At 63.4% G+C, this 15,277-nt stretch carries 10 protein-coding genes, 1 pseudogene and 1 riboswitch; of the genes and pseudogenes, 6 read left to right on the top strand and 5 right to left on the bottom strand.

Translation table 11 applies throughout. The annotated features are described in order from the left end of the window. Positions 1–38: 38 nt before the first annotated feature. Positions 39–1,136 (top strand): sugar diacid recognition domain-containing protein, encoded by a 1,098-nt coding sequence (locus OZ911_RS14865; protein WP_016487215.1) that lies wholly within the window; start codon positions 39–41, stop codon positions 1,134–1,136. Positions 1,137–1,360: 224 nt separating this feature from the next. Continuing rightward, the gene (locus OZ911_RS14860; RefSeq protein ID WP_023047410.1) at positions 1,361–2,500 is read left to right on the top strand and encodes a glycerate kinase; all 1,140 of its coding nucleotides are present in this window, start codon (positions 1,361–1,363) and stop codon (positions 2,498–2,500) included. A gap of 41 nt (positions 2,501–2,541) precedes the next feature. Here the strand turns inward: OZ911_RS14860 and OZ911_RS14855 are convergent, their stop codons facing one another. Further along, complete coding sequence (locus OZ911_RS14855) at positions 2,542–3,441, bottom strand: LysR family transcriptional regulator (RefSeq protein ID WP_023047409.1); 900 nt, start codon at positions 3,439–3,441, stop codon at positions 2,542–2,544. 126 nt (positions 3,442–3,567) lie between these two features. Here OZ911_RS14855 and OZ911_RS14850 point away from each other — a divergent pair. Then, positions 3,568–4,137, top strand: a pseudogene (locus OZ911_RS14850) (SDR family NAD(P)-dependent oxidoreductase); the annotation flags it as partial. Between the two features lie 45 nt (positions 4,138–4,182). After that, positions 4,183–5,292, top strand: a complete 1,110-nt coding sequence (locus tag OZ911_RS14845; protein WP_224372564.1) for an SMP-30/gluconolactonase/LRE family protein — start codon at positions 4,183–4,185, stop codon at positions 5,290–5,292. Here OZ911_RS14845 and OZ911_RS14840 read toward each other — a convergent pair. From OZ911_RS14840 to OZ911_RS14825, 4 genes are all read right to left on the bottom strand, one after another. Then, positions 5,282–6,289: a site-specific integrase gene (locus OZ911_RS14840; RefSeq protein WP_102689420.1), complete on the bottom strand. Its 1,008-nt coding sequence runs from the start codon at positions 6,287–6,289 to the stop codon at positions 5,282–5,284. The two genes, OZ911_RS14845 and OZ911_RS14840, sit on opposite strands and share 11 nt — an antisense overlap. 97 nt (positions 6,290–6,386) lie before the next feature. Beyond that, a complete protein-coding gene (locus OZ911_RS14835; protein WP_070086954.1) occupies positions 6,387–8,711 on the bottom strand; it encodes a putative bifunctional diguanylate cyclase/phosphodiesterase in 2,325 nt (774 codons plus the stop codon). 81 nt (positions 8,712–8,792) lie between these two features. Next, positions 8,793–9,776, bottom strand: a complete 984-nt coding sequence (locus tag OZ911_RS14830) for an SCO family protein (RefSeq protein WP_016487209.1) — start codon at positions 9,774–9,776, stop codon at positions 8,793–8,795. 55 nt (positions 9,777–9,831) lie between these two features. After that, a complete protein-coding gene (locus OZ911_RS14825; protein WP_070086953.1) occupies positions 9,832–13,227 on the bottom strand; it encodes an Ig-like domain-containing protein in 3,396 nt (1,131 codons plus the stop codon). A 250-nt stretch (positions 13,228–13,477) separates the two neighbouring features. After that, positions 13,478–13,592: riboswitch (TPP riboswitch) on the top strand. Between the two features lie 78 nt (positions 13,593–13,670). Here OZ911_RS14825 and OZ911_RS14820 point away from each other — a divergent pair. Together OZ911_RS14820 and tenA are read left to right on the top strand one after the other, a co-directional pair. Continuing rightward, the gene (locus OZ911_RS14820; RefSeq protein ID WP_016487207.1) at positions 13,671–14,318 is read left to right on the top strand and encodes a TenA family protein; all 648 of its coding nucleotides are present in this window, start codon (positions 13,671–13,673) and stop codon (positions 14,316–14,318) included. Further along, entirely contained in the window at positions 14,315–14,980 is a 666-nt protein-coding gene (gene tenA / locus OZ911_RS14815) for a thiaminase II (protein WP_033731393.1), read from the top strand. Before OZ911_RS14820 ends, tenA begins: the two co-directional genes overlap by 4 nt. The last annotated feature ends 297 nt before the right edge of the window (positions 14,981–15,277 follow it).

Raw genomic sequence — 15,277 nt, 5'->3', positions numbered from 1 at the left:
GCCCGAGCCCAAAAGCCTAACCCCTAAAGGACCACGCAATGTTCGAACTCGACCATGACCTGGCGCAGGATATCGTTGACCGGGCGATGGCCATCTTGCCGTGCAACGTCAATGTCATGGACAGCCAGGGCTTGATCCTGGGCAGCGGCGAACCGGAGCGCATCAACACCCGCCACGAAGGGGCGCAACTGGTTTTGGCCAACGGCCGAATTGTCGAACTGGATACCGACGCTGCCAAATGCCTGAAGGGCGTGCAGCCCGGGGTGAACTTGCCACTGATGCTCGATGGCCGGCTGATGGGCGTACTGGGCCTGACCGGTGACCCGCAGCAGGTGCGCACCTATGGGGAGCTGGTACGCATGACCGCCGAGATGCTGTTGGCCCAGCGCCACTTACAGGCTGACCAACAATGGCGACGGCAGCGCTGCGATGATCTGCTGGCGTTGTTGCTGGGTGGCAGCGGTGATTCACCTCGGCTGCTCGACGAAGCCCGGCAGTTGGGCCTGAAGCCTCAACTGCCACGGGTGCCGGGCCTGTTCGAGCTGGCCTCGGGGCCCCCTGCCGAGGCGTTGTCGGCGTGGTTGATGAGCCGGTACCCGGACAGCTGGTGTGTCAGCCCGGCCCGCCAGTCATTGCTATGGTGCCGGCCAGCCGGTGTGGCACTGGATGAGTCGCGCCTGCTGGAGCGCCTGCAACGCCATGGCTGGGACGTGGAGCGGCTGGCCTTGGGCAGTGCCGCGCAAAGCCTGGAGCAGCTGCGCCGGGGCTACCGCCGGGTACGTGACTTGCTGGCCTATGGCCGCGAGGTGTTGCCCACCGAGCGCTTGCTCAGCCTGCAGCGCTACAGGCTGCCGGCGCTGTTGTGGCGCCACCGCAACGATGACGCGCTGGATGAGCTGCTGGAGCCGCTGCAGCGCATTCGCGCCAGGGACAACAGCGGGCAGTTGCTCACCACCCTGCGTGCCTGGTGTGCCCACGACGGTCAGAGCCAGGCCTGTGCCGATGCCCTGGGTATCCACCGCAACAGCCTGCGCTACCGCCTGGAGCGGATTGCCGAGCTGGGCGAGGTCGACCCGCTACGCATGGAAGGGATGCTTAGTTTGTATCTGGGGTTGCAGCTGTTGCCAGCAGATTGACGCGATTCCCGTAGGCGCAGCCTTGTGCTGCGAAAGGGCCGCTCAGGGCGAAAAACCGCTCCGACCATGCGGGCCTCTTCGCAGCACAAGGCTGCTCCTACAAGGCCGGAAAGCAGTTACGAAGGCATCCGCCCAAACAACCCGTCCGGCGTTTTGTGCATTTGACCGAGGCCCCTTTGCCGAACAGCTGTCAGCATGCCGCTCATCAGGACAGGAGAATCCCCATGAAGATCGTCATCGCCCCCGACTCGTTCAAGGACAGCCTCGACGCTGCCGGTGTCGCCCGCGCCATCGCCGCAGGCCTGCGTGCAGCATGGCCGGGCGCTGAACTGGTTGAGTGCCCGATGGCCGACGGCGGCGAGGGCACCATGGAGGCAATCCTGGCCGCCAGCCACGGCGAACTGCGCCGCCAGGCTGTGCGCGGGCCACTGGGGCAAACCGTGGAGGCCGGCTGGGGATGGTTGCCAGAAAGCCGCACGGCAATCATTGAAATGGCCCAGGCCAGTGGCCTGCAACTGGTACCAACCGGCCAGCGCGATGCTTGCCGCAGCAGCACATGGGGCACCGGCGAGCTGATTGCCGCAGCCCTTGCCGCCGGTGCGCAACGGGTAGTGCTGGCCATCGGCGGCAGTGCCACCAACGATGCCGGCAGCGGTATGTTGCGTGCACTCGGCCTGCGCCTGCTGGACGCGGATGGGCAAGCGCTGGACGAGGGCGGCCTGGCCCTGGCCAAGCTGGCCCGCATCGACGCCAGCGACCTCGACCCACGGCTCGCCGAAGTGCAATTTGAAGTGGCGGCCGACGTCGATAACCCGCTGTGTGGCGCCAATGGTGCTTCGGCGATCTTCGGCCCGCAGAAGGGGGCCAACCCGCAGCAGGTGCAGGCGCTGGACCAGGCGCTGGGCCATTTTGCCGACCATTGCGCACAGCTACTGGGTGAGGACGTGCGCGATTACCCAGGGTGTGGCGCCGCCGGTGGCATGGGCTTCGCGGCGCGGGCCTTCATGGGCGCACAGTTCCGCCCTGGGGTGGAGGTAGTGGCCGAGCTGGCCGGCCTCGATGCATTGGTGCAGGGGGCAGATCTGGTGGTGACTGGTGAAGGCCGTTTCGATGCCCAGACACTGCGAGGCAAGACGCCGATGGGGGTGGCCCGGGTAGCCAAGCGTCATGGCGTGCCGGTGGTGGTGCTGGCCGGGACCTTGGGTGAGGGTTATCAGCAGTTGTATGCCCATGGGGTCGATGCTGCATTTGCGTTGGCCAGCGGGCCGATGAGCCTGGAGCAGGCGTGTGCCGATGCTGCGCAGCTGCTGCAGGCGCGGGCTTGTGACATTGGTCGGCTGTGGCACGTTGCAAAGCGAACATGAACATCGTGTAGGAGCGACACTAGGCCGCTCCTGCAAAAGCTTCACTCCTGCGTCTCGAACATGGCAATGAAGTTGGCCAGTGCTGGCGAAGCGTTCTGGGCGTTCCATTTCATGTACAGGCCGATCCCGGGGGCGGGTTGCTCATCGATAGGGCGGATCGGGCAAAACTGCACGCGTTCGCGCGGGGTTGAGCCAACGAACGAGGCCGGTACAAGGGCCACGCCAAAACCGCATGCCACCAGGCCCAGCAGTGTATGGATCTGCGCCGCCTCCTGCACGACCTTGGGATAAAAACCCGCCGCCTCGCACAGCGCGATCAACTGCGCGTGATAGCCACCGCCCAAGGCTTGCGGGGTGAATACGAAATCCTCATCGGCAAACTCGCGCAGGTCGACTTCCCCCTGTTGCGCCTTGGCGTGGCTGGCGGGCATGGCCATGACGATCTGCTCATCAAGCAACAACCGTGCTTCAAGGGTGCCAGCCGGCAGCGGCAGCCTGCGCATGAAGCCGATATCCGCCTCACCGGCCAGCAAAGCCTTGGCCTGCGACGCGGATGGCATCTCGCGAATCGTCAACTGCACGTTCGGGTAAGTCTCGCGAAAACGGCGCAAGCTGCCAAGTAGCGAGTCGTAATAGGCGATGGAAATGGCCGTGATGGTCAGCTTGCCGCTGACCCCTGCAGATACATTACGGGCGTACTCGATCCCCTTTTCCAGCTCAGCCAGCGTGCGGTAAGACGCGTCGAGAAACGCTGCACCCGCGGCGGTCAGGCGCACCCCGCGCTTGTTACGCAGCAGCAGGCTGAAACCCAGTTTTTCTTCAAGGCGGTTGATGGCCTGGCTCAGCGGCGGCTGCGCCATGTGCAGGCGCTCGGCGGCCTTGTGAAAGTGCAATTCTTCGGCCACAGCGATGAACTGCCTGAGCAAACGTGTTTCGATCATTCAGCATTCCTGCAGCATGGCCAGTTGGCGGTGATATCCAGGAGATATCAAACGTGCATGCTTTTAATATTAAGTCATAGATTTGATTGTTGATATCGTAAAAAGGAGAATTGAAGGTAGTCTGAAATGCCCGTCACAAAGCCTTTCCATAACAAAGTTGCGGTCATCACCGGTGCCGCACAAGGCCTTGGCCTTGCCTATGCCATGGCGTTGGCCGAGCGCGGCGCGCGTGTAGTCATCAGCGATTTGGGCACCGACAGATCCGGGCAAGGCCAGGACGCCTCGGCGCTCGAACATGCACTGACGGCCATGCGAGGCAAAGGTTTTGCTGTGGTTGGACACGCCGGCCAACTGGAGAACGAGGGCACCTGCAAGCAACTGATCGAGCTGGCTATCGAGCATTTCGGTGCGCTGGATATCCTCATTCACAATGCCGGCTGGGTCGACTACCAGCGTATCGAGGATCAGGAAGCCGCCTTTCTGCAACGAGCGCTGGGCATCAATGTGCAGGCGCCCGTGTGGCTGGCCAAGCATGCCTGGCCGCACCTCAAGCGCTCCGCAGCGCCGCGGGTAGTGCTGACGACCTCGGACCGGGCCATGTACCAGCGCTATGCGCAGCCTGGCCTGGTGGCCTATGCCGCCGGCAAGATGGCCCAGGTCGGCATCATGAACGCCCTGAGCATGGAGGGCCAGGAGCACGGCATCCTGGTCAATGCCATTTCACCGGTCGCGAAAACCCGCATGTGGGGCATCAGCCAACCGCCAGAAGAACTGAAACCCGAGTGGGTCACGCCCGGCGTGCTGTACCTGGCCAGTGCGCTGTGCCATGACACCGGCTACATCTTGCGCGCCAGCAACGGCCAGTTCACCGCCACCCGCTTCAACGAAAACAGCGGCGTCAGCTACCCCCGGGACCTGGGCCGTGTGCAGGCCGCTGACCTCGCGCAAGTGGCCGAACGCTGGAACCGCATCAAGGAATGCAACTACGTGCCGGTCAAAGTCGCCAACACGTGCGCGGACCTGGGCGAAAGCCTGGTCTGGGATGAGCGCACCGGCGCGTTGTACTTCGTCGATATTTCTGGCGGGCGCATCAACTGCCTGACAGCCGATGGCGACGTCCACACCCTTTACGCGTCAGCCGCGCGCATTGGCGCGCTGGCGTTGACCGACCGGGGTAACCTGATTTTTACCGAAGACGCCAGTGTGGCTATCTTCGACGTGCCGGCGCGCAAGGTGAGCCAGCATTCGGCATCAGTCCATCCGCGCTCGACCTACCGTTTCAACGACGGTGCTTGCGACCCGCAAGGCCGCTTCGTAACTGGCCTGATGGACGAAGTACCCAGCGGCAATACCGGGGCACTGTTCCGCTTCGACGGGCAGTTGAGCGACCAGGTGATCCATGACGACATGGCGTTGCCCACTGGCCTGGCCTGGTCGCAGGACGGCCATACGGTGTACTTCGTCGATTCGGCGGCGCGTGCCATCTACCGCGCCGAGTACCTCGTCGAAGGCCGGCTTGGCGCGGTCACGCTGTTTGCCGAAACCCCGGCCGAACTGGGGCGGCCGGATGGTCTGGCCCTGGACCGCGAAGGCGGGCTGTGGGTGTGCCAGTACCATGGCAGCTGCCTGCTGCGTTATGACCGCCACGGCCACCTGACCGACCAGGTGTTGATGCCGGTGCCATGCCCCACCAGTTGCTGCTTTGGCGGGCCCGGTTTGAACACCTTGTACATCAGTACCGCGCGATTCGACATGAACCCCGAAGAACTGCACCATTATCCCGATGCGGGCGACCTGTATGCCATTCGCCCGGAAACTGGCGGCGTTGCCCGGCACAGCTTCAAGGAATAAGCCGTGGCGTCTGGCTGGCCGGTAAAACGGCCAATTCGCCAAAGCGCTGGGCCGAGTCGATATAGCGCAAGGCCGACTTGGCGTCTTTCCAACCCACATAGCTCATCAGCGACTTCAGTTCCCAGCCATTGGCGGTTGCCCAGGTGGCGAAGCCACGCCGTAACGAGTGGCCGGTATACAACGCCGCCGGAACCCCGGCACGCTCCAGCATGCGCCGCAGCAGGCCGACCAGGCTGTTGCTGTTGAGCGCGCTGTCACCGAGGTTGCCCCAGCGGTCGAGCTTGCGGAACACCGGCCCATGGGCAATACCGGCGACCTCCAGCCATTGCAGGTAGGCCGTGACCGGGCACAAGGCTTTCAGGGCAGGGGTGCGATGTTGCACGCCCAGGGCTTCTCGGTCGCCCTTGCTGCGCGGCAGGAACAACGTGATACCGACACCGGCTTCAGCCTGGATATGCTCGATGCGCAGGCGCGCCAGTTCATCACCACGAAAGCCACGCCAGAAACCCAGCAACAGCAGCGCACTGTCACGGCGGGCCCGGCGCAGGGCGGCCAGGTCGTGATGTTCACGTGCCTGGCGGGCCTCCTCTTCGAAACAGCTCACCGCAGTTTGCAGGTGCTGCAACAACAGCGGGGCTGCCTGCTTGGGCGGCGTCGGGTGCAGGGTGCGGATACCGCGGAGCACCTGGCGCACCAGCGGCGCCTTGGTCGGGTCGGGGAAGCCTTGGGCGACGTGCCATTGGCTGAGCGCAGCCAGGCGCTGGCGCAGGGTGCTGACAGCATGCTGGTCGGCGTGGTCGACCAGGTAGCGGGCAATACTCTCGGCGGTGGCCGGCAGAAAACCGCCCCAGTGGGATTCAAAGTGTTCGATGGCAGCCTGGTAGCTGCGCCGGGTGTTGTCACGGGTGGCGGCGCGAAGGTAGCGCTCGATATCGGTCATGGTGCGGGTGTCGGTGGGTGATGGGTACACGATAAACCGAATCAAGGGATATTGCATGCCAGCGCGGTTTCTGTAGGCGCAACGCGTCAGCTGGGGTCAGTGGGGCAACCATAGTCGGCCTGGCCAGCACCGCGGGTCAGCGCCGGTGTGCGCATTACACGCATGCTTTCTCCTCGACGCCATTGAAAGGCGGATATTCGTGCAACTGCGCCGGCGACAGTGGCCGACTGAAGTGGTAACCCTGGGCGATATCACAACCGGCGAGCTTGAGGCACACCACCTGTTCGCGGGTTTCCACGCCTTCGGCGACCACTTCCAGGCCCAGGCGCTTGGCCAGGATGATGGTGGAGGACACGATCGGGCTGTCATCAGGGCTGTTGGACAGTGGCGCGATCAGCGATCGATCGATCTTCAGCTTGCTCAATGGCAGCGAATGCAGATGGGCGAAGCCGGCGTAGCCGCGGCCGAAGTCATCCAGGCTGATGCCCAGGCCCGCGCCGCGCAGTCTGTGAAGGTGCGCCACGGCCGTCCCTTCGGGGTCGAGAATGGTGGTTTCGGTAATTTCCAGCTCCAGCCGCTGCGGGGCAATGGCATACCGTTGCAGTTCGCTCAGCAGCCGCGAAGCGAAATCGCCTTGGCGCAGTTGCAGGGCAGATACATTGACGGCCAGTCGTGTTCCCCGGCCTTGGGCGTCCCAGCCCGCCAAAGCCTCACAGGCCAGGCGCAACACCTCCCAGCCCAGCTCGACAATAAAGCCGCTGCGCTCTGCCAGGTCGATGAAGCGGTCCGGGTACAGCAGGCCAAATTCGGGGTGGTCCCAACGCACCAGCGCTTCATAGCCCAGTACCTGTTGGGTGTCGAGGCGGATTTGCGGCTGGTAGTGCAGCACGAATCGGCGCTCGGCCAAGGCGCTGCCGAACGCCTGTTCGAGGGTGAAGGCCTGGATGTCGGCCAGGTTCAGCGAGGCGTCGAAGAAGCGGTACTGGGCCCGACCGGCCTGTTTGGCTGAATACATCGCGGCGTCGGCACTGCGGATCAAGCTGTCGATGTCCTGGCCATCGCGCGGGCAGATGCTCACGCCCACGCTTGGGCTGGTGTTGACCTCCTGGCCGTCAAGGGCATAGGTGGCCGACAACCGCTGGACCAGCTCACGGACCCAGGCATTGATCTGGTCTTCGGTGCGTTCGCCCGCCAGCAACACCACAAATTCGTCGCCGCCAAAGCGCGAAGCCTCGTCGCCGGGCTCCAGCAAACGCTGGATGCGCCCGGCCACGGCCTGTAGCAGGAGGTCGCCGATCTTGTGCCCGAGCGAATCGTTGATCGACTTGAAGCGGTCCATGTCGATGAACAGGATCGCCATCAACTGGCGCTTGCCACGCTGGCGGGTCAGCGCCTGGCCGGCCACCTCGACGAACTGGCGGCGGTTGTGCAGCCCGCTGAGGTGGTCGGTGGCGGCGGCATGGCTGCTGCGCCGGTGTTCGTCCTCAAGACGGCCGATAAGTTGCTGGTTTACCTGCTGGGCATGCTCCAGTGCGCTGAAGGCCTCCTGGCGCTTGCGCAAAAGGCGCAAGGTCCATAGCAAGCTGGCGATGATCATCAGCGTCATGCTCAGGTTCAACCAGAATTGTCGGGAATAGGCCAGGGCCGAAGGTGCGAGGATGTCCTCCTGGCGCTGGCTGACCACTACGCTGAACCCGCGCTCTGGCACATGTCGGTAGAGGCTCTGGTACGCACCGCCGGCCGCGTATTGGGTGAGCAGGCCAGTGTTGCTACCGGTATCTGGCAGTTCTGGCAGCAACACATCGCCGGCGCCCACCACGCCGCTGGTGTCTATGCGCAGCCGCTCCAGGCCGTCATCCTGCAGCAGGCGCACCAGCCCGCTGCTCCCCAGATCGATATGCTGAAACAGCACCGCCAGGTAGCCGATGTCCAGTTGTACAACCAGGATGTTTTCGATTTCGCGGCCAGGCAGGTCGGTCAACGGCAGCAGAAAGGGCAGCCGCCAGTCGGGCAGGGCGGCCTGCTGGCCCGGCGGCTGCACGTTGGGTAGAAAGGGCTTGAATCCATAACGGGCTACGTGCCTTTGCAGCTGGCGTAACCAATCCTCGGGCAGCGCGGTGGCTTCGTCGGTATGGCTGGCTGACAACAGCCGGCCTTGCCGGTCGTAAAGGCTCATGCGCTTGAACACCGGGTCTTCGGCCAGTATCCGCGCCAGGCTGAAATTGCCCTGGCGCAGCACTTTCATGTCGTCCTGGGTGACCCGGCCAACGGCCTGGGCGCGGTCGACCAACTGGCGCAGGCTTTCGCCCACGATACTGGCCAGGTTCAAGTGCTCGGCGGCCTTGGCCGACAACGCGTCCTGGCGGGCAGCGGCTTTCTGCGTCATGTGCAGCCCCCACAGAAAGGCGAGGGTGGCGGCACACAGCATCAAGATCAGCAGTCGCAGGAGGCTGGCGGAGGAAAGCGAACGGCGTATCACTGCTGATAGTTCCCGACCCTGGGTGATGCTCAAAAAATACGACAAGGAGGTGACAGGTTGATGACTAATGGCTAATTGCCTTTAAGGGTTTCCTGTATGTGCCAGGGGCGCCTGCAGGCGTGCGGTTTCTTCCTCGATGTAGCTCATCAGTGCGCTGATTTCGGCATCGCCCAGGCGCATGTTGGGCATGGCCAGCCGGTTGTACTGCTCGTACAGCAGCATGGCCAAGGGGTCTTTCTCTGCGAGCATCTGGTCGGGCGCCTTCAACCAGCGGATCAGCCAGCTGGCGTCACGCTGTCGGGTCACCCCCAGCAGGTCCGGGCCAATACCGGGCTGCCCTGGCTCGGTGTTACCCAGGGTGTGGCAGGAGGAGCAGCGGGTGCGGAAGATTTGCTCACCACTGCTGGGTGGCCGTATCTCGGGGGCCTGGGCGTAGTCATTGCTCATGGCGCTGGCCTGCTTCCAGTTGTGCAGGCTGTTGCCCAGCCGGTCCGCGAGAATGTACGGGCTTTCGAAGGGCGAGGCTTTCATCCAGCGGCCGGTGGCCTGGTTGCCGATGATAAGGCTCAGGTTGTGGTCTCTGGAACGGCCGTTTTCCAGGCCTTCGATCCACAGCCCCAGGCTACGGCGCAATTGCTCGATGTCGTCGGGCTCGCCGGTGAGCAGCGTCCAGCCAGGGCCGATGCCGAATTTTTCGGCGTAGCGCTTGAGGGTAGCTGGGGTGTCGTTGTAGGGGTCGATGCTGATGGAATAGAAGTAAATGTCCTTGCCGACCCGGTCACCCAGAATCTTCTGCACCTGGCGCAAGCGCGCGGTTTCCACCGGGCAGGAGTCGGAGCAGCCGGTGAAGATGAAGTTGATGGCGACTACCTTGTCCTTGATCAGGTCGTCGAAGAAATGCACCTTCTCGCCGTCCTGGGTAAGCAGCGGGATATTCGGGAAGTAGCCGGCGCCCCAAGGGCTTGCGGTTTCTTCGGCCAACGGTTGTTGCGGCTGCAGTGGCCATAACGGAATGCTGGCGGCAAATACCGCGAGCACCAGCAGGAAACGCCATGAGCCGGGCATGATGCGATCCTCGTTGTTGGGTAAAAGGGGCCGCACAGCGACCCCTGCATTGCACTCACTGGTATTTGACTGGCGCTGTCACCGTTTGCCCCAGCGTCGATTTCACGGTAACTGTCGCGGGTGTGGCCGGGCCAAAGCCGGTAGTGGTCACAGACACCCGCCAGCGGGCGCCCGTAGTCGCGGCCGTCAGCGTGGCGTTGCCCAGGCTTACCGGGCCGCCGGTGGTTGCCGCAGTCACACTGATGCTGTTGCCCGTGGCGACCGTGGTCGTCCCCTGCACATCCCAGGTGAAGCGGTTGCCACTGCGCACCTGCACCGTGGCACTGCTGACCTGGATCTGGTCGACCGCCGCCGCCGCAGTCACAGCGATGCTGACTGTGGCCGGGGTCAACGACTCGGCCCCCTTGGCATCGCGCGCCGTGTAGTTGAAGCTGGCAGTGAACGGTGTGGCGAACGTGGCAGGTGGGGTGTAATTCACCAGGGTGCCGTCGGTGCTGACGGTACCCTGACCGGAGTCCGGCTGGGTGAGACCGGTCACGGTCAGCGGTACGTTGCCGTCCGGGTCGGAGTCGTTGGCGAGCACGTTCAGGGTGATAGGTTTGCCAGCGGTAGTCGCTGCACTGTCATTGGCTGCGACGGGGGGCTTGTTGGCCGGGTCATCGGTGTCGTCATGGCCTTTGGTACGGAAGGTCGGCAGGCCGACCGAAGCCATGTATTGCACGCCATCCCAGCCTGGCAGCGGGGTTGGCATCACCTGGAACTGCCCCGGGTGCTCAATGTCCCAGCGCAGTAGCATGGACGAGTCCTCATGCTGGGTGTTGTGGCAGTGCTCCATGTAGGTGCCGGCGAACTCGCGGAAGCGGATGGCCATTTCCACCTCTCCCGAAGAATCGGCTTCTGGCCCGATCCGGTACACGTCTTTGCGCGCCCATTTTTCCCATTCCGGTGGCGCCTTGCCGTCGCGGCTAAGAATCACGCCTTCCTCGAAATGCACGTGCACCGGGTGGCTCCAGCCATTGCCGCCGTTGACGATTTTCCACACCTCCAGGGTGCCGTCGCCGCTGAACCCACCGTCGGTGGACTGGTTGGCCAGTTGCGGTGCCGCACTGATGCGTCGTGGGTCCATGCTGTAACCAAAGCCGCCATCGGTCTTGATGGTCCACGGGCTGGTGTCGGTACCGTCGGAGCGGCCAAAGATGAACGCGCGGTGGCGGGCATCCTTGAGTCTGGCCTGGTCGGTCGCGGCGCTGCGGTCAATGGGCAGTGGCAGCATTTTCAGGCCTGCGGCCTTGCCTGGCTTGGCGGGCTCGTAGGCCACCGGGTCCATGCTCAGGTCCTGGCCGGTGTAGGGCTGCACCAGCAGTTGCAGAAACTTGCCGACTGCTGGGTCGCCTTTGTCCCACTGCGGGCCTTTGTTGGTCTGCTTGATCACGGCTTTGTACTTTTCCGACAGCACGTCGGCCAGCGAAATCGTACCTTCCGGGCCCTTGCCGGTGCGATGCTCTTCCAGGTTGACGAAGTACAGCTTGTCGCCTGCCTTGATGCCATTCTTGGCAAAGTTGATGATGATGTCGTAGCGCTCGGCGATGCCTTGCAGCGGCAGGATGCCATGGTTGTCCTGCAGGTTGCCGTCGCCGTTCAGGTCCATGGTCCCGTCGAAGGGCACGGCGTGTTCCATGATGTTGCCGTCGTTGGCGATCATGTGGAACGGCACCCGGGCATACGACAGGTTGGAGCCGGAGGGGCCTTTGAACTCCCCACTGGTACCGGCAATTTCCCGCACCACGGCAAACTTGAAATAGCGCGACACCGAGCCGTTGAGGATGCGGAAGCGGTAGCTGCGCGCCCGCACCTTGAGCCTGGGCTGGTACTGCCAGTTGACCAGAATCTGGTCACCGAGGAAGCCATCGGTGTTGAACGGGTTGAACCACAGCTGGCCGTTGGCATCCCAGGCCTTGTCGGCAATCACCAGGTTGACGTCGTAGTCACGGTTACCCCATGGCATGCCGGAGCCACTGGGGAAGCGCAGGTTGACGCCATCCTGCAGCGCCTCGTTACCGCGGTCCAGGGCGCTGTAGTAGTTCATCATCACGGCGTTGCCCTTGTAGACGTTCTGTGCCGTGAAATCCATCATGTGGTCGTGGAACCAGTGGGTGCTCATGGTTTCACGCCAGTCGCCGCGAATCTTGATGCTGCCGTTCTGGCAGGCTTTCAGGCCCGGCGTGCCGTCGTTGACGAACAGGGTTTCGCCCGGTGAGCAGGGGAAGGCTGCCCGCGGATCCTGGGCACGGGTGTTGATGGTGTCGTAGCCGGCCAGTTGCACTGGCCAGCGGTAGTCGTAGTACTGCCCCGGGAAGAAGTAGGCGTTGGCGAAGCCATCGCTCTCTGCCGGGGAGTGGCCATTGTGCTCGTGCGTCGAGATGGTGTGCAGGCCAAAGCCACCGTTGGCCGAGGGGTCGATGGGCAAGGCGTTGTAATGGCGCATCAGGATCGGCTGGCCGTAACGCACCATCAGCAGTTTGGGCGGGAAGGTGCCGTCGAATGTCCACAGTGATTTGTGGTTCTGCAAGGGCATATTCGGGTGAAAGCGCGTGTCAATGCCCTTGGTGGTGCCCAGCGTAGTGGGGATGTCGGAGGTCTGGTAGTACAGGCCGCCGGGTGCAAACTCGCCAGACGCATAGTTATGCAGCTGTTTGCGATCACGCAGACCGAGGTTGATACGCGCCCCGGCCTGGGCGGTCTTGAACGCCGCCTGCGGGTAGAACTCGTTCCAACGCTGGTGCGACCAGGCTTTTCCTGGTGGCCGGCCTTCAGCAGGCGAGCCGACCGGCTGGCGGTTGAGGAACATTTCGATCTGCGCCTTCCAGGGGTTGCGGTCCAGCACATTGGCGTACTGGCTCGGGTACGGATACAGGCCGGGCTGCTTGAGGAACGCTTCCAGGGCCGTACCACTTGGCCCGCTGCGCGCGACGACGTTGGGGTCCTGCGCCGGGGCCGCGCCGAGGGTGGGGGCGGGAAAGGTAAGCTCCGGCGCCGGCGTGGTCGGGTCGAGCTTCTCTGGCCCGAATTCTTCGAACAGCAACAATTGCTGGGTGAAGGGTTGGGCTCCGAACAGTGGGCTGGGTTTGCCGTTGGTGGGGTACCTGTCCGAGGTTTGCAGTGCAGGCGGCAGCACGTTGTCGATACGCACTGTATCGCGGTCGCCGTGCGCGCCATCGACCAGCTCCAGCGCGCCTTCGTTGGCTTCGGGCAAGGTACTGAGGTTGAGCAAGGCCGGGGTCGGGTCAGCCGGTTGCTCGGTGTAGGCCGACGGGTCGGTCGGCGGCGGCTGACTGTTGTCGTCAAGGGGCGAGGCCATGACCGTGATCAGCCCGAGGCTGACCATCAGCGCAGTGACTGAAGAAAGCTGGAATGCGTACCTAACAGGGTGGATCACGGCATGTGTTCTCATTGCCTTGTGCCTCGCTCGCGGCTGCATGGCTCTAAGCCATCAATGGCGTTTTGCCCGATAAAAGGCCCTGAGCAACGGCTGTGCCAACAACTGTTTCAGTAATGCTTTGTTAAACAAATCCTTGTGGCACCTGAGGTGCGCTAAATGACGGGGCGTCAAGAATGGGTATAAGTCCCCACTAGCGGGGACCCAATGCCCACTGGATGGGTGGATTGGGGCGTGACACACCCGGCGCGCTGCGGTATATGTGTGGGCTACCAAGGGGAGCCCGGCAAAGGGCTGAGAAACCGCTGAACGCTGCAGCGCGGTGACCCTTCGAACCTGATCCGGATCATGCCGGCGAAGGGATGGGGCTTGTAACCTGCCTTTTTGCCGGCCTCACTGCGAGGCCCGTCCATGTCAACTGCCAAGGTCTCGCTGTCACCTTCATCAAGGACAGCATCATGACCGAACGTTTCAGCCAGTCACTGCGCCGCCAGAGCGAACCAACCTGGTCGGCGGCCGTTGGCCACCGTTTCGTGACCCAATTGTGCGACGGCAGCCTGCCGGACCCGATCATGGTCGACTATCTGGTGCAGGACCATCGCTTTCTCGACAGCTTCCTGACCCTGCTGGGCGCAGCCATCGCCACCGCCGATACATTCGAGGCGCGCCTGCGCTTCGGCCGCTTTGCCGGGATGATTTCCAGCGATGAAAACACCTACTTCCTGCGGGCCTTCGAGGCGCTGGATGTAAGCCCGGCGCAACGTAGTGAGCCGGCCGATACGGCGCCGACTGCAGGGTTCAAGGCCATCATGCGCGAAGCGGCAGCCACCCGCTCCTATGCAGCAGCGCTGGCGGTACTCAATGTTGCCGAAGGCCTGTACCTGGACTGGGCGCTGAAAGCGCCGAAACCCATGCCGCAGAACTTCGTCCATGCCGAATGGATCACCCTGCACGACAACCCGGCATTCCAGGCCTTCGTTGCCTTCCTGCAGGCCGAACTGGACCGTGTCGGCCCGCAGCACGCCGCACTGGCCAGTGACTTCTACCAGCGCACGGTTGCGTTGGAACTGGCCTTCTTCGATGCCATCTACCCGCAGAGCAAATGAGCATGGATATCTTCGATCGCCTCAAGGCCGCAGCCACGCAACAGTGGCGCCGTTACGTAGACCATGATTTCGTGCGGCAGATGGGAGAGGGCACGCTGAGCGAGGCCGCGTTCCGGACGTACCTGGTGCAGGATTACCTGTTCCTGATCCAGTTCGCCCGCGCCTGGGCGCTGGCGGCCTACAAGAGCCGCCGGCCGGACGACATCCGCGCCGCGCAGGCCGGGTTGGCGGCAATTCTGGATGAAACCGAACTGCATGTGCGCCTGTGCGCCCGCTGGGGGCTGACCCAAGCCGACATTGAGGCCGCGCCAGAACACCAGGCCACGGTGGCATACACCCGCTACGTGCTGGACTGCGGCGCTGCCGGCGACCTGCTGGAGCTGCACGTGGCACTGGCACCTTGCGTGATTGGCTATGCCGAAATAGGCCGGACCCTGGCCGAGCAGATTGGTGATTTGAGCAACCACCCGTACCGCGAGTGGATTGGCGAGTATGCCGGGGAAGGCTACCAGGGGGTGGCGGCGGCAGCGCGCAAACACCTGGATGAGCTGGCGGCGCGGAGCATGACCGAGCAGCGGTTTGCCGAGTTGGTGGGAATTTTTGGCCAGGCGTCCAGCCTGGAGGCGGACTTCTGGCAGATGGGGCTGGACGGGGTGGCGTAGCCCCCCGGGGCCGCTTTGCGCCCCATCGCCGGCAAGCCGGGCTCCCACAGAGACCGCGCAATGCTCGAAGGGTTGTACCGTACCTGTGGAAGCCTGGCTTGCCGGCGATGGGCTGCGCAGCAGCCCAAAAGTGCTTGGTCGACTGGGTGAATCCTACCCAGCCCAAGCCCGCTTTGGTGCATGAATGCCTCAAAATAAGTCGTCCGGCACACTTTCACAGCGCATAAAAGCGACTTTACTGTTCACAGTGCACATTGATGTCTGGGCTGCTTGCCCGATTTGATCACGGGTATCGGG

It is taken from the genome of Pseudomonas fortuita (assembly GCF_026898135.2).
Classification (GTDB): Bacteria; Pseudomonadota; Gammaproteobacteria; order Pseudomonadales; family Pseudomonadaceae; genus Aquipseudomonas; species Aquipseudomonas fortuita.
This window is presented reverse-complemented; position numbering and strand designations above follow the sequence as displayed.

What these genes read in the sequence shown, in the direction of transcription:
- OZ911_RS14865 (WP_016487215.1), top strand. Translation starts at nt 39, where the DNA reads ATGTTCGAACTCGACCATGACCTGGCGCAGGATATCGTTGACCGGGCG.
- OZ911_RS14860 (WP_023047410.1), top strand. Translation starts at nt 1,361, where the DNA reads ATGAAGATCGTCATCGCCCCCGACTCGTTCAAGGACAGCCTCGACGCT.
- OZ911_RS14855 (WP_023047409.1), bottom strand. Translation starts at nt 3,441, where the DNA reads ATGATCGAAACACGTTTGCTCAGGCAGTTCATCGCTGTGGCCGAAGAA.
- OZ911_RS14845 (WP_224372564.1), top strand. Translation starts at nt 4,183, where the DNA reads ATGTGGGGCATCAGCCAACCGCCAGAAGAACTGAAACCCGAGTGGGTC.
- OZ911_RS14840 (WP_102689420.1), bottom strand. Translation starts at nt 6,289, where the DNA reads ATGCAATATCCCTTGATTCGGTTTATCGTGTACCCATCACCCACCGAC.
- OZ911_RS14830 (WP_016487209.1), bottom strand. Translation starts at nt 9,776, where the DNA reads ATGCCCGGCTCATGGCGTTTCCTGCTGGTGCTCGCGGTATTTGCCGCC.
- OZ911_RS14825 (WP_070086953.1), bottom strand. Translation starts at nt 13,227, where the DNA reads ATGAGAACACATGCCGTGATCCACCCTGTTAGGTACGCATTCCAGCTT.
- OZ911_RS14820 (WP_016487207.1), top strand. Translation starts at nt 13,671, where the DNA reads ATGACCGAACGTTTCAGCCAGTCACTGCGCCGCCAGAGCGAACCAACC.
- tenA (WP_033731393.1), top strand. Translation starts at nt 14,315, where the DNA reads ATGAGCATGGATATCTTCGATCGCCTCAAGGCCGCAGCCACGCAACAG.